Raw genomic sequence first — 21,957 nt, forward strand, 5'->3', positions numbered from 1 at the left:
CTCTGGCCGTCGACGAACTGCGCCGCCGCGTCTGGACGCGCCCAGCCCCCGACCTCGCCGGCGGTCCCGCCGGCCTCGCCTTCGGCGCCCACGCCCTGGGCTTGCTGACGGGACCCTCCGACACCTCCTCCTCCGGGACGCCGGCCGGCGCACCCGCACCGCCCACCCTGTACCGGGCCTCCCCGTGGTGGCGCCTGTCCACCCCGGCTGGCCACGTCATCGCCCGCTGACCGCCGGCCACCGGCGGTCAGCGCGCGATGACGCGGCGGGCGGCCAGGAGTGCGACGATGCCGATGGCCACGGAGGTCGCCCAGACGGCGGGGAAGAGCACGTCGCCGGGGCTGCTGGCCAGGGAGGCGTAGACGGTGCCGGTGACGCTGATGCCCAGGGCGGCACCGAGGGTGTCCGAGAGCATGAGGGCTGAGGATGCGGCGGGGTGCTGGGCGCGGGGAGCCAGGGCCAGCATGAGCACCGACTGCGCAGTCGTGCCCAGGCCCATCCCGATGCCGAGCAGGGCGCCGGCAGGCACCGCAAGCAGGGTGGGCGCGCCCGTCAGCGCGAGCAACGCGAAGGAGCCGACGCCGCCGGTGACGCACAAGGCTCCCACCACGACCAGTGCCGGGCCGGAATCGGCGAGCCGCTCGCGGCCCTGTAGATACGCGCCGAGGCTCCAACCGATCGACGCCAGCGCCAGGATCAGCCCGGCGCTCGCCTGACTGAGGTCGCGTTGGGAGACCAGGTACAGCGGCACGAAGGCCACCGATCCGTTGAAGGCGCCGGTGAACAGGCCGCGGGCCACGATGACCGAGGGCAGCCCGCGGCGCAAGGCCAGGGCTCCCGGCGGCAGCAGTCTGGGCAGCGTCGCCCCCAGCAGCGCCAGACCGATCAGCAGCCCCGCCACCGGCAGCGGCTGCGGCGGCACGAGCCGCGTGCCCGCCCACTGGAACAGCCCCGCCCCCGCGGCCACCAGCACCGCGATGACGACCGCTCGCCGAGCCGCCGAACGCGCTGAACCCGCCGACCCCGCTGAACCCGCCCGGCGACCAGCGGGCGGCGACGTCGAGGCGGCACCGGCGGCTGCATCCGAGGCCTGCGAGGCCTGCGCGGTCGGGTCGGCACGCTCGCTCAACGTGCCCTGATCCGGCGCGACGGGGTTCTCGGCAGCGGTGGTCAGGTGCCCGACCCGGCTCAGCGCGATGAGGATCCACCCGACGGCGGGGACGACGAGCAGGAACACCAGCCGCCACGACCACAGGGCCGCCAATCCGGCCGCAACCAACGGGCCGAGGATCGAGGGCAGCACCCAGGCGGCGGAGATCCACGCGAAGATCTTGGGCCGCAGCCGCACCGGGTAGACCGCGCCGACCGTCACGTAGATCGCGACGATGACGAATCCGCCGCCCAGCCCCGTGCAGACGCGCCCGGCCAGAAACACGGGCAGGTTCGGCGCCAGCCCGGCCAGCAGTCCGCCGAGCACGACGAACACCTGGCCGAGCCGCATCGCGCTGAGTGGGCCGCGCGTCTCGATCCACGCCCGCGCCAACACGATCGCCAGCAACTGCGCCGTGAACATCACGCTGAACGCCAGCGCGTAGCCGCCCGCCGCCTGCAGATCGGCGGCGATCGTCGGCATGACGGTCGAGATCGCCATCTCTTGAAAGGCGACGATCGTGATGAGCGCGAGCAGGGCTGTGGTCAGCGCCCGAAATTCGGGTGCGAACGGCGCCGGCGCCGGATCGGCCGCGCGGGAGCGCGGGCCGGGTCCGGCGCCGGAGTCGGGCATGGTCACGGGGTCAGTCAAGCAGCACCCAGGCGGCGGTGTCGGTCGGCAGGCGTCCGTCGTCCAGCTCGTCGCTGGCCACGAGGAGCCGACCGGCGGGCAGCGCCACCGACGTGGCGCCGAGGTTGAGCAGCAGGGCCACCCGGGCGCCGTCGTGGGCCTCGTTGACGAACGCGACGACCTGGTCGTCGTCGCCGGGCAGCGCGCGCAGACCGCCGGTGCCCAGGTCGTGCTCGCGGCGTCCGGCCAGCAGCGTGCGGTACAGCTCCAGAGTGGAGCCGGGCACGCCGATCTGCTGGTCGACGGCCAGCTCGCGGTAGGCGGCCGGTTGCGGCAACCACAGTTCGCCGGTGTCGTTGAACCCCAGCGCCGGCGCGTCCGCCTCCCAGGCCATCGGGATGCGGCAGCCGTCGCGGCCCAGTTCGGTCTTGTCCGAGCGGAACCAGGCCGGGTCCTGGCGGGCCTCGTCGGGCACCTCGCTCGACTCCGGCAGCCCGAGCTCCTCACCCTGGTACAGGTAGGCCGAGCCGGGCAGGCCGAGCATGAGGGTCGTCACGGCGCGGGCCCGACGCAGCCCGGCGACCGCGTCGGGCTGGGGGTCGTTGGGGCCGATGCCGTTCGGGCGCGGCAGCCCGATCGGCAGCCCCAGTCGGGAGGCGTGGCGCACGACGTCGTGGTTCGACATCACCCAGGTGGTCGGGGCGCCCACGGTGTCGGCCGCGCGCAGCGACTCCACGATGACCGCACGCAGTTCTGGGGCCTTCCAGGGGCTGACGAGGAACGGAAAGTTGAACGCCTGGTGCATCTCGTCGGAGCGGGTGTAGTCGGTGAGTCGCTCGATCGGCTCGACCCACGCCTCGGCGCACAGGATCTTGTCGCCCGCCGGGTCGCCGCCGAGGTTGGCCTCCTCGAGCACCTGGCGCCACCCGCGGTAGATCTCGTGCACGCCGTCCTGATCCCACATCGGCGCCGCGTTCGTCGGCTGGCTCTGGTGCAGTTCGCCCTCGCCCTGGTGGTCGTCGATCATGACCGTCTCGGCCTCCCACGGCGGCAGGCCGTCCTTCTTGACGAGGCCGTGGGCGACGTCGACGCGGAAGCCGTCGACGCCGCGGTCGAGCCAGAACCGCAGGATGTCGTGGAACTCCTCGCGGACCTGCGGGTTCTGCCAGTTGAAGTCGGGCTGCTTGGAGTCGAACAGGTGCAGGTACCACTGGCCCTTGGCGCCGGTCGCGGCGTCGCCGCGCTCCACCTGGGTCCAGGCGGTGCCGTGGAAGATCGAGCGCCAGTTGTTCGGCGGCTCATCACCGGTCGGGCCGCTGCCCTCGCGGAACATGTAGCGCTCCCGCTCGGCGCTGCCCGGGCCGGCGGCCAGCGCCGCCTGGAACCAGGCGTGCTCGTCGGAGGAGTGGTTTGGCACGAGGTCCACGATCACGCGCAGGCCCAGCTCCTTGGCGCGGGCCAGCAGCGCGTCCGCGTCGCCCAAGGTGCCGAAGATCGGGTCGATGGCGCGGTAATCCGCCACGTCGTAGCCCGCGTCGGCCATCGGCGAGCGGTAGAACGGCGAGAGCCACACCGCGTCGACGCCCAGGTCGCGCAGGTAGGGCAGCCGGGAGGTGATGCCCGGCAGGTCGCCGATGCCGTCGCCGTTGGAGTCGGCCCAGCTGCGCGGGTAGATCTGGTAGATGACCGCGTGCCGCCACCAGGCGGCGTCCGGGCCGTCCGGCGCGTGCAGGAGCACCCCCTCACGCTGTGCCTGGGCAGAGTCGTCGCTGCGGAGGGTGGTCTGGGCTGTCCGGGTCGAAGAAGACGTCACGAGTCACCAGTCTGCTGGCTCAGCAACCCGCAATCGAATCGATTCGGGTAGTTTCCACATGCCGGACTGCGAGGTGGCTCACATCGCGGAAGGGGGAGGAGTCGCCATCCGGTGGATCGGCGCGGGCTGGCCCTCCAGGGAGTTGACCATGGAGTCCGCGGCGCGGGTCAGGTAGTCGCGCAGCGCCGCGTCGAGTTGCGGGTGCAGGTCGAACTGGGGACCCACGACATCCAGCCCGCCGAGCATGTGTTCGAGCCACTTGTCGCGCATCGTGGGGGTCACGGCGTAGGGGACGTGCCGCATGCGCAGCCGCGGGTGGCCCCGCTCGTCCGAGTAGGTCGTCGGCCCGCCCCAGTACTGCTCGAGGAAGAGCAGCAGACGCTCCTGCGCCGGCGCCAGATCCTCCTCCGGATACAGCGCCCGCAGCTGTGCGTCGCCGGCGACACCCTGGTAGAAGTGCGCGACGAGCGCGTCGAAAAAGGCGTGCCCACCCATGGCCTCGTAGTACGTCGTCGGCTGCTCGCTCACACGCCCATCCTCCCAGGGTCGGCGCCCAGACCGCCGCACCGGGCTACGTCGGGTTGGCAGGCTTGGTCGGATCCGCGGCCCCCATCGGGAAGCCGCCGGGCATGAGGATCGGCCCGCGGATACCGGCCTTGGCCAGCGCGATCTTGGTTCGCTCGCGGATCTCACGCTGCACCGCCCAATGCTCGTTGGGCAGGCACTTGACGAACACGGAGATGGTCATCGTGCCGCCAGTGATCGACTCCACACCGGCGACCCGCGGCGGTTCCAGGATGACCCGCGACCAGGGCTTCTCCTCCTCCATCCCCTGCAGGGACTCGCGGATCACCTTGATAGCCCGCTCCGGGTCTTCGTCGGAGGCGACCTGCACCTCGACCGATCCCGTCTGCCAGCCCTGCGACCTGTTGGCGATGCGCACGATCTCGCCGTTGCGGATGTACCAGACGACACCCTGCATGTCGCGCACCCGCGTCACCCGCAAAGTGACCTCTTCGACGGTGCCGACCACGTCGCCGGTGTCGACGATGTCGCCGACGCCGTACTGGTCCTCCAGAATCATGAACATCCCCGACAGAAAGTCCTTGACCAGGCTCTGCGCGCCGAAACCCAGAGCCACGCCACCGACACCGGCCGACGCGAGGATCGGCGTCATGTTGAGGCCAAGTTCGGCGCCGATCATCAGCACCGCGATCGACCAGATGACCACGGAGGTGATGGAGCGCAGCACGGAGCCGAGGGTCTCGACGCGCTGTCGCTGGCGGTCGGTGTCGACGAGGCCGGACTGGGTCAGCGCTCGCGCCGCTTTGCGGGCCTGCCGCCGCATGACGGGTAGCTGCGCGGTGGGCACCGGGTCGACGACCACGATCGAGCCCGACTCCGTCGTCGCCTGGCGGCGGGCCACGAGCGCCCGCACCAGCCCGGCGATGAACCGGTGCGCCAGCCAGCGGGCGATCACCGCGACGACGATGATGAGCAGGATCTTCAGGGGGGCATCCAGCAGCCAATCGCCCACCCGTTCCCACGACAGACCCGACACGGACTCCACGACAGGGTCGGGTGTGGCCTGCGTCATCGGCAACCTCATGCGGGCCATTCTCACCCGGCCACCCCCACGATCGGTGGCGGCATAGGATCATCGGGCCACCAGACCCATGGAAAGGGACCCAGTGACCAACGAAGCGCCTTCCGCCGCCCTCGCTGAACTGGCTCACGTCTACGGCGTGGCCACCGAGTACTGGGATTGGCAGGGGCACCACATCCTCGTTTCGGCCACGACCATCCGGGCTGTTCTGGGCGCGCTCGGCGTCGAGGCCGCCGACGATCAGGCAGCCTCCCAATCGCTGTGGGCCGCGCATGAGCGGCCCTGGCGCAGGCGGGTGCCGCCGATGACTTTGCACCGGCAGGGCACCTGGGGCACTGTGCGGGTCCATGTGCCAGACGGCGCGCAACTCGAGGCGTGGGTGCAACCCGAATCCGGCGGTCGGCTGGTCCTCGAGCAGGCCATGGTCTGGGTCGACCCGCGGTGGATCGACGGTCAGCTCATCGGGGTGGCCACGTTCAACCTGCCCGCGGACCTGCCGTTGGGCTGGCACACGCTGCACGCGCTCATCGACGGCGAGCAGGAGGCGGCGTCGGGCACGTTCGTCGTCGTTCCCCACTCGTTGACCCCACCGCCCGGTGTCGACAGCGACGGCGCGTGGGGCCTGATGTCACAGCTGTACTCCGTGCGGTCGGCCAACTCCTGGGGCGTCGGCGACTTCTGCGACCTGGCCGACATGGCGGTCTGGTCGGCCCGTGACCTGGGCGCCGACTTCACCCTCATCAACCCGGTGCACGCCGCGGAGTTCTCCGGCCCGATGGAGGCCTCGCCGTACCTGCCGACCTCCCGGCGCTTCGTCAACCCGCTGTACATCCGCGTCGAAGACATCCCCGAGGTGGCCTACCTCGACGCGACGGTGCGCGCGCAGATCGAGGCGATCGCCGTGCCGGCGCGCGCGCGCAACACCTCCGAGCGCATCGACCGGGATGCGTGCTGGGAGGCCAAGAAGGCGGCCCTTCGCCTGGTCTACGCGCACCCGCGCTCGTCCCGCCGGCAACGCTCGTTCGAGGCCTTCATGGAGGCCGAGGGGGAGGCGCTGGTGGACTACGCCACCTGGTGCGTGCTGCACGAACTGAACGATGAGCCGTGGCCGGCCGAACTGCAGGACTCCCGATCGGCGGCCGTCGAACAGGTCCGGATGGAGCATCTGCACGAGATCGGCTTCGTCATGTGGTGCCAGTGGATCGTGGACCAGCAGTTGGCCGCGGTGCAGCGCGAGGCGCTGGATGCGGGAATGACGTTGGGCATCATGCAGGACCTCGCCGTCGGGGTGCACCCCGACGGCTCCGACGCCTGGGGTCTGCGCGACGCACTGGCCGGGCAGGTCACCGTCGGCGCCCCGCCGGACCCCTACAACCAGCGCGGCCAGGACTGGAGCCAGCCGCCGTGGCGACCGGACCGGCTCGCCGAACTGGGCTATCGGCCGTTCCGGGACATGATCCGGGCGGCGCTGCGCCACTCGGGCGGGCTCCGGGTCGACCACATCATCGGCCTGTTCCGACTCTGGTGGATCCCGGAGGGTCAAGAGCCCACCGAAGGCACCTATGTGCGTTACGATCACGAGGCGCTCATCGGCATCCTCACCCTCGAGGCGCACCGGGCCGGCGCGGTGATCGTGGGTGAGGACTTGGGCACCGTCGAGCCGTGGGTGCGCGACTTCCTCGTGGAGCGCGGTGTGCTCGGCACGTCGATCCTGTGGTTCGAGCGGAACGACGACGGCTGGCCTCGCAGCCCGGAGCAGTACCGTCGGCTGTGCCTGGCGTCCGTGACGACGCATGACCTGCCGCCCACGGCCGGGTACCTGACCGGCGAGCACATTCGAGTTCGCGACGAGCTGGGCCTCTTCACTCGACCGATGGTCGAGGAGCTCGCGGAGGACATCGCGGGGCGCGAACAGATGCTCGTGGCGTTGCGTGATCGAGGGCTGCTGGAGGAGCAGGCCGAGCTGTCGACGCTCGCGATCGATCCGTCGGCCAGCCAGCTGGAGGAGATCATCGAGGGGCTGCACAAGTACCTGTCGTTCTCCCCGGCGCTGCTGCTGGGCGTCTCCGTGCCCGATCTCGTGGGGGATCGTCGCACGATGAACCAACCGGGCACCTCGACCGAGTACCCCAACTGGCTGCTGCCGCTGGCCGGGCCGGACCGCAAGCCGATGCTGCTGGAGGAGCTGATGGCCTCGCGCTGGGCCCGTCGCCTGACTCGCGGCGTGCACCGGGGCCGCCGGCCCTGAGGTGCGGCTCAGCTCTCTTCGGCAGCAAGCGATTGCTGGCGTGGGTGCACGGGTAGCAACAGCATGAGGCCGATGAACAGCACGAAGATGATGCCCAGGATCCCCCAGTACTGGGCGTCCTGCCCGGGCTCGACGACCCGGCGGCCGATCTCGATGGCCGCGGCGAAGAGCAGCGGTGCCAGGAAGCTCACCGCGCGGCCCGTGGTCGCGTAGAGGCCGAAGACCTCGCCCTCGCGGCCCGGTGGGATCAGGCGCGCCAGGAAGGTGCGGGAGGCCGACTGCACGGGCCCCACGAAGATGCACAGGATGAGGCCGAGGACCCAGAACACCATCGGTCCCTGGTCGTGGAACAGGAAGATGCCGAGCCCGGCCAGGCACATGGCGACGAGGCAGAACACCATGACGCGCTTGGCCCCGAGCCGGTCGTCCAACGCCCCGATGCTGATCGTCGCGATGCCCGCCACGACGTTGGCGACGATCCCGAAGACGATGACCAGACCCGGGTCGAAGCCGAAGGTGCCGGCCGCGATGATCCCGCCGAACGTGAACACACCGGCCAACCCGTCGCGGAAGACCGCCGAGGCGAGCAGGAAGTACAGGGTGTGCCGGTCCGAGCGCCACAGGCTGGCGATGGTGCCGAACAACGCCTTGTAGGAGGCGAGCAGCCCCAGCTTTTTCGCCGGCGCGCGGTGCGGCAGCTTGGCGTCGCGCACCACGAGCAGCACCGGGATCGAGAACACCAACGTCCACGCTGCGGCCAGCAGCATGGCCACCCGGATGTTCTCACCGTCGTGCGAGGTCACCCCGAACCAGCCGACCTCGGGGTTGATGAAGCCGACGACGATCATGCCCAGCAACACGATGCCGCCCAGGTAGCCGACGCCCCAGCCCAGCCCGGAGACCCGCCCGATCGTGCGAGGCGTGGAGATGGCGGGCAGCATCGCGTTGTACTGCACCCCGGCGAACTCCTCGAAGATGTTGCCCAACGCGACGAGCGCCACCCCCAGCCAAAGGAAGGCCGGGTCGGGCCGCACGAAAAACAGCCCGGCCGAGCACAGCACCACGAGCGCCGTGTTGACGCCGAGCCAGAACGTGCGCCGACCCGCCCGGTCGGCCCGCTGCCCGGTGACCGGTGCCAGCAACGCGATCACCAGCCCGGCAACCGCGAGCCCCTGCCCCAACGCCGAACTCGTTTGATCGGCGGGACCGAATGCTGAGCTCGTCAGGTAGACCGTGAAGACGAAGGTCGTGATGACCGCGTTGAAGGCCGCCGACCCGACGTCGTAGGCGGCCCACGCGACGACCGGTGTGGTCAGGATGCGGCGCTCGGCGCGCTCGATGCCGCCCGTCGAGCCGCGCTCGTGCGGCCCGCTGCCGGTCGCCTCCGGAGGCTGGCTCATCGCGGCGGCCCGCTCAGCCCTGCGGCGCCGACGCGGCGCTGTCCGCGGCCTGGGCTGCCAGCGCCCTGGTGACGGCGTCGCGGTTCTCGGCAACGAGGCGGCGCAACCCCTGCGGCTCGTCGGGGTGGGCGTCGAGCCAGCGCTGCGAGGCGTCGAGCAGTGCCTGGTCGGCCAACGCCAGCGGGTAGAAGCCCTCGACGATGCTCTCGGCGATGGCGTGCGTGCGCTGCGACCAGACTCCGGTCAACGCCTCGTGGTATCGACTCACGTAGGGCGCCAGCAGCTGCGCGTCGTGGACGAGGCCGAAGCCCTGGGCGATCGCGTCGACCGTCTGGTTGGCCAGGCCTGAACGCACCACGGCCGACTCCCACGCCTCCTCCTTCGCGGCGGCTGTCGGGCGGCTCGCCAGCCCCCGGGCGGCGCGCTCGCGGCCGGTCGCCGTGTCGTCACGCTGGCGCTCCGCCTCGATGGCGTCGGCGTCGGCGCGACCGCCCGCGGCCAGTGAGGTCAGCAGCGTCCAACGCATCTCGGTGTCGACGGCCAGCCCGGGCAGCTCCCGGGTGCCCGCGAGCAGTTCCGCGACGAGGTCGAGGTCGGCCGGTGCCTGCGCCCATTTGGCGAAGGCCGTGACGAGCTGCAGCTGCGCGTCGCTGCCGGGGGCGGCGTCCAGCGCCAGCCCGCGCAGCCGCGCCGCGGTGCGTTCGACGGCCTGCGGGCGAGTGGCGGGATCGCTGTAGAACTTCACCGTGGACTCGACCTGGGAGAGCAGCACCCGCAGCAGGGTGGAATCGCTCTCGTGCGCGAGCGTGTCGAGCACGTAAGGGACGAACCGCGACGCCGGCAGCTGCGCATCGCGGGTCATGTCCCACATGGCGCCCAGCACGAGGGCCCGAGGCAGCGATTCAGCGAAGCCGTCCGGCAAGGCTTGGACGGTGCGCAGCGAGCCTTCGTCGAGCCGAATCTTGGCGTAGGCCAGGTCGTCGTCGTTGATCAGGAGCAGGTCGGGCATGGGTACCCCGGCGAGTTGCGGCACGGGGGTGCTGGGGCCGTCGACGTCGATCTCGAAGTGCTGCGTGCGCTCCAGGCGGTCGCCGCGCACGTTGTAGAGGCCGATCGCGAGCCGGTGCGGCCGCAGTGTCGGGTGGCTCGCAGCGGCGGTCTGCACCACGCTCGCGTCGGTGATGACGCCTTCGTCGTCTGTGGTGACGGCGGCAGACAGCGTGTTCACGCCGGCGGTCTCCAGCCACGCACTCGACCAGGTGCTCAGGTCGCGGCCGGAAGCGGCGGTCAGCTCGGTCAGCAGATCACCGATCGTCGTGTTGCCCCACGCGTGCTTGCGGAAGTAGGCGCGCAGCCCCTCGCGGAAGGCGTCGCGCCCTACGTAGGCGACAAGTTGCTTGAGCACCGAGGCGCCCTTGGCGTACGTGATGCCGTCGAAGTTGACGGCGACATCGTCGAGGTCGCGGATCGGCGCGAGGATCGGGTGCGTGGACGAGAGCTGGTCCTGCCGGTAGGCCCAGGCCTTCTCGGCGGTGGCGAACGTCGTCCAGGCGTCGGTCCAGCGGGTCGCCTCGGCCTGCGCCGTGGTGCTGGCCCACTCGGCGAACGACTCGTTGAGCCACAGGTCGTCCCACCACACCATCGTCACGAGGTTGCCGAACCACATGTGCGCCAGCTCGTGCAGCACGGTCAGGGCGCGGCGCTCGATGCGCGTCTGCGTCTCCTTGGCGCGGAAGACGTACATCTCGTTGAACGTCACCGCCCCGACGTTCTCCATCGCGCCCATGTTGTATTCGGGCGTGAAGATCTGGTCGTACTTCTCGAACGGATACGGCAGATCGAACTCGGTCTCGAAGAACGCGAAGCCGCGCTTGGTGATGTCGAACAGCTCGTCGTGGTCCAGGTACTGGCGCAGGGAGGCCCGGCAGAACAGGCCCAGCGGCACGACCTTGCCGTCGCGAGTGCTCACCTCGTCGCGGACCACCTCGTACGCGCCGGCGACGAGCGCCGTGACGTAGCTGGAGAGCACCGGGGTGGGGGAGAAGCGCCAGGTGGCGATCGGCTCGGGAGCACGCTGCGCCGAGTCGTCGGCGCCGTCCTGCGTGGGCGGGTGCACCGGCACGACCGCCTCTCCCGCCGGCTCCGGGGTCGGGGTCGGCTGGCAGGAGATGACCTGCCAGCGAGCCGGGGCCGTGACCGTGAACGCGAAGGACGCCTTGAGGTCGGGCTGCTCGAAGACCGGGAACATGCGGCGCGAGTCGGCAACCTCGAACTGCGTGTACAGGTAGACCTCGTCGTCGACCGGGTCGACGAACTGGTGCAGGCCCTCGCCGGTGTTCATGAATCGACCGGTCGCCTCGATGACGACCTCGTTCTCGGCCGCCAGCCGAGGCAGATGCACCCGGGCTCCGTCGTAGTGCTGCGCGGGGTCCAACGACTGCCCGTTCAACGTGATCGCCTCGACCGAGGCACCCAGGAAGTCCACGAAGGTCTGCGCCCCCGGCTGCGCGCACGTGAACCGAATGCGGCTGCGCGTGGGAAACGTCGTGGCGCTGCGCGTGACGTCGACCGTGACGTCGTAGGAGGCGACGTCGAGCAGTTCGGCCCGCGCGCGGGCCTCCTCGCGGGTCAGGTTCTCGGTAGACACGTGCGAACTCCCTATCTCATCGGTGCTGGTCGAACAGGTGCGTAACCGGCGTCCTCGGCGCGCTCGCGGCCCACCGTTGAGGCACACCAGGCCAAGCGACCCGTGCAGCCGCATGATCGCACGGGCCACCGACAACCATCCGTCGTCCGCGCCGAAAGGGCCCCCGGCCCAACCGACCGCTGCGCCCCCGCACCACGAGACCGCACCACGACACGGCACCACGGCAACGCACCACGACACGGCGCGGCGCGGCGCGGCGGCGGACGGTCGCGGCGTCTCAGACGGCCGCCTGGAACTCCTCCAGGACGGGCCACATCCGCTCCCCGAGCTCGACCTGGGTCAGCAGGATCGCGATCGTCCCGTCGGGATCGAGAAGGAAGTCCGTGCCCTGACCGCCGGCCCAACCGAACCGTCCCTTGTGCGGACCATCCAGCTGAATCGACCCCCCGTAGCCCCAGCCGGTGCCGTCCCAGAAGCCGGGGAAGAAACTGTCCGGCGTCTTGGCCTGCGCCGGCACCTGGTCGCGGATCATCTGCGCCACGAGGTCGGCCTCGAGAAGCCGCCGGCCGGCAACGCGGCCACCGTCAGTCAAGAGACGCAGGAAGCGGCACAGGTCGGCCGCAGTGGAGACGAGCTCGCCATGGGCGACGTCGAAGGGCGGTGGCCCGGCGTAGAAGCCGCCGCCGGCCGGTTCGGTCTCGACCAGCGCGTCGTCCTCGAACCGGTAGGCCGCCGACAGCCGATCCAACCGATCGGTGGGCACCCACAGGCCGGTGTCGCGCATCTCGAGGGGGTCGAAGATCGACCGCCGCAGATGCTCGTCCAGGCCCGTGCCGGCGACCCGGGACAGCAGGATGCCCAGGATGGAGAACGAGTGGTGGTAGCGGAACCCCGCTCCGGGCTGGTGGGTCAGCGGAAGCGTGGCGAGCGCGTTCAGCCACGCGTCGCTCGCCATCCCCGGTGGCTCGGCGCTCGCCTCGACGCCCACCGCGCGCATTGCCGTCGCCAGCGGCGTCTGGCCGGTCTGTATCCCGTAGCCGGAGGCGTTGGTCAGCAGATCGCGCACGGTGACCGGCCGGATCGCGGGCACCGTGTCGTCCAGGTCGGAGTCGGGCTCCCGCAGCACCACCCGATCGGCCATTTCGGGCAGCCAGCGTTGCACCGGATCGTCCAGACCCACCCGTCCGGCCTGGACGTGCAGCAGCGTCGCAACGGTGGTGATCGCCTTGGTCATCGACTGGATGCGCATGATTGCATCGGGGCGCATCGGCCGCCCCTCGAAGGACAGCACGCCAACCGCCTGCGCGAGTTCGTCCCCCGTGGCACCGTCGTCGCGCCCGGGCCTGGCCACGAGGGTCACAGCGCCCGGCAGCGTGCCCGCCTCGACGTGCCGCCGCACCAGTTCGTGCACCTTGTCGTTCATCCCCGCTCCCATCGATCGCTCCCATCGATCGCCGGCTCTTGCACCGGTCGAAGGCCAGCCTTGCAGGCACCACCGACAACGACCGGCGTAGGCGCAGACGACGCTCGTCGACCTCGGTCGTCCGGCCTCGCTCGGTGGGCCCCTACCTGCGCTCGGCGGGCGAAGCCTGCAACGATGACGCCATGACCGAGACGAACGAGTCGACCCCCCAGACGAGTGATGCTTCCGGTGGGCAGCGGGTGCGGATGTGGTTCGACCCTGCCTGCCCGTGGGCATGGATGACATCCCGCTGGCTGATGGAGGTCGAGCGCGTGCGCGACATCCACGTCGAATGGCACGTGATGAGCCTGGCGGTGCTCAACGAAGGCCGCGACCTGGCGCCGGACTATCGGGCGCTCATGGATGCGGCCTGGGGCCCGGTGCGCGTCATCATGGCCGCCAAGGCCGAACACGGCGAAGAGGTCGTCAAGAAGCTCTACGACGCGATCGGCACCCGCGTACATCCGGGCGGGATGGCGCTTCGGGACAGCCAGCAGCGCGCCCAGGTCATCGCCGAGGCGCTCGCGGAGGTCGGGTTGCCCGCTGAGCTGGCCTTCGCCGCCGATTCCGATTCCGTCGATGAGGCGCTGCGCGCCAGTCACGCCGAGGGCATCGGCCTGGTCGGCGACGACGTGGGCACCCCCGTCATCGCCATCGGCGATGTGGCTTTCTTCGGGCCCGTCATCTCGCCTGCCCCCAAGGGCGAGGCCGCCGGCAAGCTCTGGGACGGCTGCGTGCTCGTCGCCGGCACCCCGGGCTTTTTCGAGCTCAAGCGCAGCCGCAACGTCGACCCGATCTTCGACTGACCGACTCACTCCCACCGACTACTCCAGGAGACTCGAACCCCCATGCGCGTGCACCTCGGCGCCGACCACGCGGCCTACGAACTGAAGAACGCTCTCATCGCCCACGTCGAGAGCCTGGGCCACGAGCCCGTGGACCACGGGCCCTTCGAATACGACGCGGACGACGACTACCCCCGGTTCGTCGTCCCGGCCGCGCAGGCGGTCGCCGCGGAGCCAGAATCGCTGGGCATCGTGCTCGGCGGCAGTGGTAACGGTGAGCAGATCGCCGCCAACAAGGTGGCCGGCGTGCGCGCCGTGCTGGCCTACAGCCCGCAGACCGCGCAGCTCGGCCGCCAGCACAACAACGCGCAGGTGGTGGCCATCGGGGCTCGCATGACCAGCGAGAGCGACGCGAAGGCCATCGTCGAGACCTTCCTGGCCACCCCGTTCTCCGGGGACCCGCGGCACGAACGCCGCTTGGCGCTGCTCGCGGCGTTCGAGCGCACCGGGCAGCTGCCCCAGTAGTAGGCGCAAAGCCCCGAGTCGGAGGCGCACCACGCGCAGAACGACCCGCGGCAACAAACGAAGGCCGGGCCCTGGTCGGGCCCGGCCTTCGTGGTGGAGCGGGTGACGAGAATCGAACTCGCGTAGCCAGTTTGGAAGACTGGGGCTCTACCATTGAGCTACACCCGCAGTGTCTGGCCTGACCGTAGCAACCGTTGCGCCCGGCCGGACAAACGACCCGCCCTGGCGCTACGGCGGTCAGGGGATCGGGCCTCGGCCAGTCTAACTCACGGCCTGCCACCCCCTGGCGAGGTCCAGGCGGCGTGCGCGAGGCCTCCGGCCGGCTCGGGTTACGCTGGTCCTCGCGAATCACGTCACGGGCTGTGGCGCAGCTTGGTAGCGCGCGTGCTTTGGGAGCACGATGTCGCAGGTTCAAATCCTGTCAGCCCGACCATCGCCGGTCACCGGAGTCTGTGCCCAGGTTCTAAAGAGAGCCGAGGTGCCCGGAGACAGGAGAAGGGGCTCACGGCTTAGGCCGTGAGCCCCTTCCTGCGATCTCGGCGCTGTCCCGGCGCCTTGACCTGCGGACGTCCTGGTCCGTGTCCAGTCCCCTCGGACACGATCGGAGTCTCGCTTTCCTCCCACCCGGTGATTTCGGGGGTCGACGCAAGCCCCTCAGCAACGCGTCGACACTACCCACATCGCCAGCTACGGCGATCCGTTACGGAATTGACTGTTCCTTGAGCATCCCGTGACCTCATCGAGACCAAACGAGCCTGAAACGCCCCTGGATCGTCCCTTGGAGTCGCTGAGGAGTCGGCTGTGCGGCCGGCGGGGAGCCGGGTCATCGCCGGGTCACCGCCGGGTCACCGCCGGGTCCTCGCCGGGTCCTCGCCGGGGCGACACGGGCGGCGTTGCCCGAACCGTTACCATGAGTCGAAGGTTTGTCGAGTCCGCGCACCCGCGGACTCACCCCACCACCTACCCCCGATCCCATGCTGGAGTGCCAGAAGTGAAGAGTGCCGTCGAGACCCTGTCTCCTACCCGGGTCAAGATGACCGTCGAGGTCCCCTCCGAGGAGCTCAAGCCGAGCGTCGACGCGGCGCTGAAGGCGATCGGATCTCAGATCAATGTGCCGGGCTTCCGTCGCGGCAAGGTGCCCAGCCGCATCATCGAGCAGCGGGTCGGTCGCGGGGCCGTGCTGCAGGAGGCCGTCAATCAGGCGCTGCCCGACTTCTACGGTCAGGCTCTGATCGAGAACGAGCTGAAGCCGCTGAGCCAGCCCGAGGTCGACATCACCGAGGTGCCCGTCAACGACACCGACCAGCTGGTCTTCACCGCCGAGCTGGATGTACGCCCGCCGATCGAGCTGCCCGACTTCGCCGGCATCTCCGTTCAGGTCGACGCGGTTGATGAGTCCGACGTTGCCGAGTTCGCTGCCGAGCAGCTCGAGGAGCTTCGCCAGCGGGTCGGCAGCCTCGTGGGTGTCGAGCGCGCCGCCGCGGACGGCGACTTCGTGACGATCGACCTGCGCGGCACGATCGACGACGAGGAGATCGACGCGGTCGAGGGTGTCTCCTACGAGATCGGCTCGGCGTCGATGATCGAGGGTCTCGACGACGCGCTGACCGGGCTGTCCGCCGGCGAGTCCAAGACCTTCACCGCGGCTCTGGCCGGCGGCGACCGGGTCGGCGAGGACGCGCAGATCACGGTGACGCTCACCGCGGTCAAGGAGCGCGAGCTGCCTGAATTGGACGACGACTTCGCCCAGGAGGTCAGCGAGTTCGAGACCCTGGACGAGCTGCGAGAGGCCGTTCTCGAGCGGTCGCGTCAGGCCAAGGGGTTCGAGCAGGGCCTGCAGGCGCGCGACAAGGTGCTCGAGCAGCTGCTGGAGACGCTGTCGATCCCCGTGCCGGAGTCGCTCGTGGAGGCCGAGGTGCACCAGCACCTCGCTGGCGAGGACCGCCTGGAGGACGAGGAGCACCGCGGGGAGGTCGACAGCGAGGCCCGTAAGGCGCTGCAGACCCAGCTGCTACTCGACGCGATCGTCGAGGCCGAGGAGGTGCAGGTCACCCAGCAGGAGCTCATCGAGTACCTGGTCAACGCCGCGCAGCAGTACGGCATGGATCCGGCGACCTTCGCCAAGGCCATGGACGACGGCGACCAGGTTGCCGGCATGGCCGGCGAGGTCGCGCGTCGCAAGGCGCTGGCCAGCGTGCTGGAGCGGGTGCAGGTGACCGACGCCGAGGGCAACGTGGTCGACCTCAACGCCATCACCGATGGTGAAGAGGACGAGGATCTCGAAGGCGTCGACTTCGAGGCCGAGGACTTCGAAGAGGACTTCGAGGACGACGAGGACGAGGGTGAGGTCGACGAGGCCAGGGTCCAGGAAATCGTCGACGCCATCGGCGAGGCAAAAGCACAAGAGGACGCGGACAACAACGAGGACGCGGACAACAAGTAGCCCGCACCTCCCAGGAGCACCCGGGCACGGCCCCGGACACCTGCACGGTGTCCGGGGCCGCCTGCTCCCGCCGACCACGCTGGAGCGCGACGCGCTTGTGCGCTGACGGCGAACAGCCCCGGAGCCGGGAGTGCCCTGTCGGGGCCGGGCGTTAGTGTCGATAGGGATGCCGGGTGCGTCCCGCCCGCTGCCCGTTCACGGGTCGGCGGACGTTCGAGAATGGAGACAGTGTGACCAACAGCCCTGCGACCACCGGCCCGATCGCGGCCGACGAGCGGTCCAAGAGCGGCCTCGACGACCACATCTACCAGCGGCTGCTGCGGGAGCGGATCATCTTCCTCGGGTCGGACGTGCGTGACGACAACGCGAACGCGATCTGCGCCCAGATGTTGCTGCTGGCAGCGGAGGACCCCGAGAAGGACATCTGGCTGTACATCAACAGCCCCGGCGGCTCGATCTCCGCGGGCATGGCCATCTACGACACGATGAACTGGATCCCGTGCGACGTCGCCACCGTGGCGATGGGCATGGCGGCCTCGATGGGGCAGTTCCTGCTCTCGGCCGGCAGCAAAGGCAAGCGGTACGCGACGCCGCACGCGCGCATCCTCATGCACCAGCCGCTCGGCGGCATCGGCGGCACGGCCACCGACATCAAGATCCAGGCCGAGCAGATGCTGTTCATCAAGCGTCAGATGGCCGAGCTCATCGCGGAGCACACCGGGCAGACCGTCGAGCAGATCACCAAGGACTCCGACCGCGACCGCTGGTTCAGCGCGCAGGAGGCCATGGAGTACGGCTTCGTCGACCACGTGTACAGCAGCGCGGGTCAGACCCCCGGCAAGGGCGGGACCGAGTGACCGAGCCGACCTTCACCCGCCCCGTCGACGCCATCCTTGGAGCCACCATGAGCCGCAGTTCCCAGGGCCGGATCATCGCGCCGAGCCCGACCAGCCGCTACATCCTGCCGCAGTTCGAGGAGAAGACCTCGTACGGCATGAAGCGCACCGACCCGTACACCAAGATGTTCGAGGACCGCATCATCTTCCTGGGCAGCCAGGTCGACGACGCCTCGGCCGACGACATCATTGCCCAGCTCATCGTGCTGGAGAGCCAGGATCCCGACCGCGACATCCTGTTGTACATCAACTCACCGGGCGGCTCGTTCACGGCGATGACGGCCATCTACGACACGATGCAGTTCGTGCGCCCCGACATCCAGACCTTTGTCATCGGGCAGGCCGCCAGCGCCGCCGCGGTGCTGCTGGCCGCCGGCGCGCCGGGCAAGCGGTACGCGCTGCCGAACGCGCGGGTGCTCATCCACCAGCCGGCCCTCGGTGGCTCGGACTACGGCCAGGCCAGCGACATCGAGATCCAGGCCAACGAGGTCTTCCGCATGCGCACGTGGCTGGAGCAGACGCTGGCCGACCACTCGGGGCGCACGCCCGAGCAGGTCAACGAGGACATCGAACGCGACAAGTTCCTCTCCGCCGAGCAGGCCAGGGAGTACGGCCTCATCGACGAGGTGCTGGCCAGCCGCAAGGCCTCCCGACAGGCCTGAGCCTCAAGGGTGCCGCCCGCGCGCAAGCACGTGGCGGCACCCTTGAGCTATTCCGCCCTTAGCGGACAGGGGTGTCTGACCGTTGCCGCGCCGGGGTTCAATGACAAGGCGGGCCTCGCCGTACCGGTAGCGTCACGCCGAACGGTCGGCCGTAGCGGCAAAAGCGCAGGCCGCCGAAAACAGCACACGCCCAGCACCGGGCAGACGAAAGGAGTCGCCACGTGGCACGCATCGGAGACGGTGGCGACCTGCTGAAGTGCTCTTTCTGCGGAAAGAGCCAGAAGCAGGTCAAGAAGCTCATCGCCGGGCCGGGTGTGTACATCTGCGACGAGTGCATCGACCTGTGCAACGAGATCATCGAGGAGGAGCTGGCCGAGGCCTCCGAGTTGGGCCTGGACGAGCTGCCCAAGCCGCGCGAGATCTTCGACTTCCTGCAGCAGTACGTCATCGGTCAGGAGCCGGCCAAACGGTCGCTGGCCGTGGCCGTCTACAACCACTACAAGCGCATCCAGGCCGGCGAGGGGCCGCGCAAGGGCAGCGAGCAGGTCGACATCGCGAAGTCGAACATCCTGCTCATCGGCCCGACCGGGTGCGGCAAGACGTACCTGGCGCAGACGCTGGCACGCATGCTCAACGTGCCCTTCGCCATCGCCGACGCCACCGCGCTGACCGAGGCGGGCTATGTCGGTGAGGATGTCGAGAACATCCTGCTCAAGCTCATCCAGGCCGCCGACTACGACGTCAAGAAGGCCGAGACCGGCATCATCTACATCGATGAGGTCGACAAGATCGCCCGCAAGTCGGAGAACCCCTCGATCACCCGTGACGTCTCCGGGGAGGGCGTGCAGCAGGCGCTGCTGAAGATCCTCGAGGGCACGACGGCCTCGGTGCCGCCGCAGGGCGGGCGCAAGCACCCGCATCAGGAGTTCATCCAGATCGACACGACGAACGTGCTGTTCATCGTCGGGGGCGCGTTCGCGGGCCTGGAGAAGCTCATCGAGGCGCGCGCCGGGCAGGCCGGCCTGGGCTTCGGGGCACGGCTGCACCAGCCGAAGGAGCCGGCCGAGTACTACGGCGACGTGATGCCCGAGGACCTGCTGAAGTTCGGGCTCATCCCCGAGTTCATCGGCCGACTGCCGGTTATCACGACGGTCTCCCCGCTGGACCGCGACGCGCTCGTGCAGATCCTTGTGGAGCCGCGCAACGCTCTGGTCAAGCAGTACAAGCGGATGTTCGAGATCGACGGGGTCGACCTGGAGTTCACCGACGACGCGATCGAGGCCGTCGCCGAGCAGGCGTTGCTGCGCGGCACGGGCGCCCGAGGGCTGCGGGCGATCATGGAGGAGGTGTTGCTGCCGGTGATGTTCGACGTGCCGAGCGAGGACGACATCGCCACCGTCGTCGTGACCCGCGATGTCGTGCTCGACAACGTCAACCCGACGATCGTGCGCCGCGAGACCACCTCCCGCCGCAAGCGCACCGACCGCAAGGAATCCGCCTGAGCGCAGTGGGCGCCGGCGGGTCGCGACCATGGGGCTGACCGGGGTCTTCCACCTCTTTGCCGGAGACCAGGGACCGCAGCAGCAGAGCAGCGTCAGTTGCGGCGCGGCGTGCCTCACCGTGGCGCGCATGATGATCGACCCGGCCCTGACCACTTGGATCACGCAGGGGCGTCGCGGGCCCGGCCTGGATGTCGACGGGCGCTCCCCGAACGAGCGTTTCGCCGAGCAGGAACGCGCGGTTCTGAGTCGGACGAACGCGCTGCGCCCGCGCGGGCTGGGCTGGCAGGTGCCATGGCCCATCGCGCTCGGCACGCCGCCCTGGGGCGCGCTGGCAGAACTGGAACACGGTGCTGCCGCGCCCGGCACGAGCTACGAGATCGGGATGTTGCGGGGGCTGAGCGGCGCTACCTTGCGCCGCGGCGTGGAGCACGTGATGCACAGGGTGCAGCCCGGGGCTCCGGCGCTGCTCTACGTGGGCAACGCGACCCTGCCCCGCCATGTGTTGCTGCTCTACGTCAACGAGCAGCACCCCGAGCCCGCGCTCTACGACCCCGATGACGGCGGCGCGCGCGCTGTGCCGCTGGTTGCCTTGGAGCGCGGCACGTTCAGCGCCGGCGGCTGGAACACCCCGTGGCTCGTCGTCTACCCCAAGGCGCAGCGGCGCGTCGGCCGCGCCGCCGACCTGCCGAGCTGGTGGCCCCAGAGCGTGCTCTCTGGGTTGCCCGCCGGCGCCCTGGCCCGCGAAGACGCCGCCTGACCGGGCCGCGACGCTGCATCGGAACCGGCCTCCGGATACGGGTATTCGCAGCTGTCTGGCCGGCAGTCTCCACGTACGGTGGGAAATGTGAGTGACTCGGCGACCGACCTGCGCACCGCAGCAACGACCGCGCACCGAGCTCTGGCCCCCGATCTTGCGCGGGGCGTGATGCTGCTGCTCATCGCGGTGGCGAACATCCCCTGGTACCTGTGGGGCTCACGACCCTCGGACTCGACCGTGCACCCAGCGGGGGAGGGCGGTCCGGACAGGATCGCCGCGGTCGTGACGATCGTGGCCGTCGACTTCCGCGTGTACCCGATGTTCGCGTTCCTCTTCGGCTACGGCATGGTGCAGTTCGCCCGGAGCCGGAGGGCCCGGGGCGTACCGGAGCGGCGGGTGCGACGCATGTTGCGTCGTCGCCACTGGGCGATGATCGCGATCGGCGCGGCGCACGCCGCGCTGCTGTTCTTCGGCGATGTCGTCAGCGCCTACGGGTTGGCCGGTCTCGTGCTCGTCTTCCTCTTCTTCGCGCGGCGGACGGTGACGGTCCTCGTGTGGGCGAGCCTCGGCCTGCTGGCGTTGGGCGCGCTCACGGCCCTGGCGGTCTTCGGTGCCTGGGCGACCGATGCCGGCCATGTGCCTGCCGAGGCGGGCGGGTCGCCCCCTGGCTGGGCGATCTGGGCTTCGACGCTGGCCGTCAACGGCAACCCCGACTACCTCGCCACCATCACCGAGCGGCTCGGCATGTGGGCCTCGGTCGCCCTCGCTCAAGGGTTGCTGTTGCCGATCGTGCCCGTGTGCATTCTGCTGGGCATGGTCGCGGCTAGCTCGCAGGTGCTCGAGGAGCCACATCGGCACCGGCCGCTGCTCTGGACGACCGCCATCGTCGGCATCACGATCGGCTGGGCCGGTGGAGCCTACGCCGCCGCCGGCTACCTGGGGCTGCTCGGCTGGTCGCAGGACTCCTGGTACGCCGTCATGATGATCGCGTTGTGCACCGGCCTGCCGTGCGGCCTGGGCTACGTCGCGGTGTTCGGACTCCTCGCCGATCGTCTACGCACGACCCCGGCGGTGCTCCAGCCGGTCGTCGAGGTCGGGCGACGCTCCTTGACCTGCTACCTCGGCCAGTCCGTGATCTTCGCCCCGCTGCTGTGCGCCTGGGGGCTCGGCGTCGGTGGGTGGCTCAGCTCCGCCGGAGCCGTCCTCGTCGCCGTGCTCACCTGGCTCGCCCTGCTGGTCTTCGCCACCTGGCTGGCCCGCACCGGGCGCCGCGGGCCCGCCGAGGTGGTGCTGCGCCGACTCACCTACGGGCCTTCGCCGCAGTAGGCCGAGCGCTTAGTGGAGCGCCGATGCCACCTCGCCGTGGTCGGCGGGTCTCTTTGTCGTCGAACGGCAACAATTTGGGATGTCGCGGTACCGTTACATCGTCGA

The 21,957-nt window shown here is 70.0% G+C and carries 17 protein-coding genes and 2 tRNA genes; 11 read left to right on the plus strand and 8 right to left on the minus strand.

From position 1 onward, the window contains the following. A partial coding sequence (locus KILIM_RS13915) for a DUF8185 domain-containing protein (protein ID WP_006593351.1) occupies positions 1-230 on the plus strand: 230 nt, incomplete at its 5' end. Between the two features lie 17 nt (positions 231-247). Here KILIM_RS13915 and KILIM_RS13920 read toward each other — a convergent pair. The 4 genes from KILIM_RS13920 to KILIM_RS13935 form a co-directional block, all read right to left on the minus strand. Continuing rightward, complete coding sequence (locus KILIM_RS13920) at positions 248-1,783, minus strand: MFS transporter (protein WP_006593352.1); 1,536 nt, start codon at positions 1,781-1,783, stop codon at positions 248-250. Positions 1,784-1,793: 10 nt separating this feature from the next. Further along, complete coding sequence (locus KILIM_RS13925) at positions 1,794-3,593, minus strand: glycoside hydrolase family 13 protein (protein ID WP_006593353.1); 1,800 nt, start codon at positions 3,591-3,593, stop codon at positions 1,794-1,796. A 78-nt stretch (positions 3,594-3,671) separates the two neighbouring features. Then, on the minus strand, positions 3,672-4,121 hold the full coding sequence (locus KILIM_RS13930; RefSeq protein ID WP_006593354.1) for a globin: 450 nt from the start codon (positions 4,119-4,121) through the stop codon (positions 3,672-3,674). A 43-nt stretch (positions 4,122-4,164) separates the two neighbouring features. Further along, the gene (locus KILIM_RS13935; protein ID WP_246308503.1) at positions 4,165-5,202 is read right to left on the minus strand and encodes a mechanosensitive ion channel family protein; all 1,038 of its coding nucleotides are present in this window, start codon (positions 5,200-5,202) and stop codon (positions 4,165-4,167) included. Positions 5,203-5,284: 82 nt separating this feature from the next. Between KILIM_RS13935 and malQ the strand changes: the two genes are divergently transcribed. Then, positions 5,285-7,447, plus strand: coding sequence for a 4-alpha-glucanotransferase (gene malQ, locus KILIM_RS13940; RefSeq protein WP_006593356.1), 2,163 nt, complete (start codon positions 5,285-5,287; stop codon positions 7,445-7,447). A gap of 8 nt (positions 7,448-7,455) precedes the next feature. Here malQ and KILIM_RS13945 read toward each other — a convergent pair whose 3' ends face one another. The 3 genes from KILIM_RS13945 to KILIM_RS13955 form a co-directional block, all read right to left on the minus strand. Continuing rightward, the gene (locus tag KILIM_RS13945) at positions 7,456-8,847 is read right to left on the minus strand and encodes an MFS transporter (RefSeq protein WP_006593357.1); all 1,392 of its coding nucleotides are present in this window, start codon (positions 8,845-8,847) and stop codon (positions 7,456-7,458) included. A 13-nt stretch (positions 8,848-8,860) separates the two neighbouring features. Then, the gene (gene pepN, locus KILIM_RS13950; RefSeq protein ID WP_006593358.1) at positions 8,861-11,494 is read right to left on the minus strand and encodes an aminopeptidase N; all 2,634 of its coding nucleotides are present in this window, start codon (positions 11,492-11,494) and stop codon (positions 8,861-8,863) included. A 277-nt stretch (positions 11,495-11,771) separates the two neighbouring features. Beyond that, positions 11,772-12,917 carry a serine hydrolase domain-containing protein gene (locus tag KILIM_RS13955; RefSeq protein ID WP_040563455.1) on the minus strand — a complete coding sequence of 382 codons (1,146 nt, stop codon included), beginning with the start codon at positions 12,915-12,917 and terminating at the stop codon, positions 11,772-11,774. A 182-nt stretch (positions 12,918-13,099) separates the two neighbouring features. On the opposite strand from KILIM_RS13955, the gene KILIM_RS13960 reads away from it, so the two are divergent. After that, the gene (locus KILIM_RS13960) at positions 13,100-13,762 is read left to right on the plus strand and encodes a mycothiol-dependent nitroreductase Rv2466c family protein (protein ID WP_083876181.1); all 663 of its coding nucleotides are present in this window, start codon (positions 13,100-13,102) and stop codon (positions 13,760-13,762) included. 42 nt (positions 13,763-13,804) lie between these two features. After that, positions 13,805-14,266 (plus strand): ribose-5-phosphate isomerase, encoded by a 462-nt coding sequence (locus KILIM_RS13965; protein WP_006593361.1) that lies wholly within the window; start codon positions 13,805-13,807, stop codon positions 14,264-14,266. Between the two features lie 94 nt (positions 14,267-14,360). Here KILIM_RS13965 and KILIM_RS13970 read toward each other — a convergent pair. Further along, positions 14,361-14,434 (minus strand) — tRNA-Gly (locus KILIM_RS13970). 188 nt (positions 14,435-14,622) lie between these two features. Between KILIM_RS13970 and KILIM_RS13975 the strand changes: the two genes are divergently transcribed. The 7 genes from KILIM_RS13975 (at position 14,623) to KILIM_RS14005 (ending at position 21,852) form a co-directional block, all read left to right on the plus strand. Then, a tRNA-Pro gene (locus KILIM_RS13975) sits at positions 14,623-14,699 on the plus strand. Between the two features lie 558 nt (positions 14,700-15,257). After that, a complete protein-coding gene (gene tig / locus KILIM_RS13980) occupies positions 15,258-16,709 on the plus strand; it encodes a trigger factor (protein WP_006593362.1) in 1,452 nt (483 codons plus the stop codon). Positions 16,710-16,939: 230 nt separating this feature from the next. Continuing rightward, positions 16,940-17,566, plus strand: coding sequence for an ATP-dependent Clp protease proteolytic subunit (locus KILIM_RS13985; protein WP_051988796.1), 627 nt, complete (start codon positions 16,940-16,942; stop codon positions 17,564-17,566). 47 nt (positions 17,567-17,613) lie between these two features. Then, positions 17,614-18,267: an ATP-dependent Clp protease proteolytic subunit gene (locus tag KILIM_RS13990; RefSeq protein WP_006593364.1), complete on the plus strand. Its 654-nt coding sequence runs from the start codon at positions 17,614-17,616 to the stop codon at positions 18,265-18,267. A 221-nt stretch (positions 18,268-18,488) separates the two neighbouring features. Further along, positions 18,489-19,769, plus strand: a complete 1,281-nt coding sequence (gene clpX, locus KILIM_RS13995) for an ATP-dependent Clp protease ATP-binding subunit ClpX (RefSeq protein WP_006593365.1) — start codon at positions 18,489-18,491, stop codon at positions 19,767-19,769. A gap of 28 nt (positions 19,770-19,797) precedes the next feature. Beyond that, positions 19,798-20,526: a hypothetical protein gene (locus tag KILIM_RS14000; protein ID WP_006593366.1), complete on the plus strand. Its 729-nt coding sequence runs from the start codon at positions 19,798-19,800 to the stop codon at positions 20,524-20,526. Positions 20,527-20,613: 87 nt separating this feature from the next. Beyond that, positions 20,614-21,852 carry a DUF418 domain-containing protein gene (locus tag KILIM_RS14005; protein WP_006593367.1) on the plus strand — a complete coding sequence of 413 codons (1,239 nt, stop codon included), beginning with the start codon at positions 20,614-20,616 and terminating at the stop codon, positions 21,850-21,852. Positions 21,853-21,957: the final 105 nt, after the last annotated feature.

Origin of the sequence: Kineosphaera limosa NBRC 100340, from assembly GCF_000298215.1 — a bacterium.
Taxonomy (GTDB): domain Bacteria; phylum Actinomycetota; class Actinomycetes; order Actinomycetales; family Dermatophilaceae; genus Kineosphaera; species Kineosphaera limosa.

What these genes read in the sequence shown, in the direction of transcription:
- KILIM_RS13990 (WP_006593364.1), top strand. Translation starts at nt 17,614, where the DNA reads ATGAGCCGCAGTTCCCAGGGCCGGATCATCGCGCCGAGCCCGACCAGC.
- KILIM_RS13965 (WP_006593361.1), top strand. Translation starts at nt 13,805, where the DNA reads ATGCGCGTGCACCTCGGCGCCGACCACGCGGCCTACGAACTGAAGAAC.
- KILIM_RS13955 (WP_040563455.1), bottom strand. Translation starts at nt 12,917, where the DNA reads ATGAACGACAAGGTGCACGAACTGGTGCGGCGGCACGTCGAGGCGGGC.
- KILIM_RS13920 (WP_006593352.1), bottom strand. Translation starts at nt 1,783, where the DNA reads ATGCCCGACTCCGGCGCCGGACCCGGCCCGCGCTCCCGCGCGGCCGAT.
- KILIM_RS13945 (WP_006593357.1), bottom strand. Translation starts at nt 8,847, where the DNA reads ATGAGCCAGCCTCCGGAGGCGACCGGCAGCGGGCCGCACGAGCGCGGC.
- KILIM_RS14000 (WP_006593366.1), top strand. Translation starts at nt 19,798, where the DNA reads ATGGGGCTGACCGGGGTCTTCCACCTCTTTGCCGGAGACCAGGGACCG.
- KILIM_RS13960 (WP_083876181.1), top strand. Translation starts at nt 13,100, where the DNA reads ATGACCGAGACGAACGAGTCGACCCCCCAGACGAGTGATGCTTCCGGT.
- KILIM_RS13935 (WP_246308503.1), bottom strand. Translation starts at nt 5,202, where the DNA reads ATGAGGTTGCCGATGACGCAGGCCACACCCGACCCTGTCGTGGAGTCC.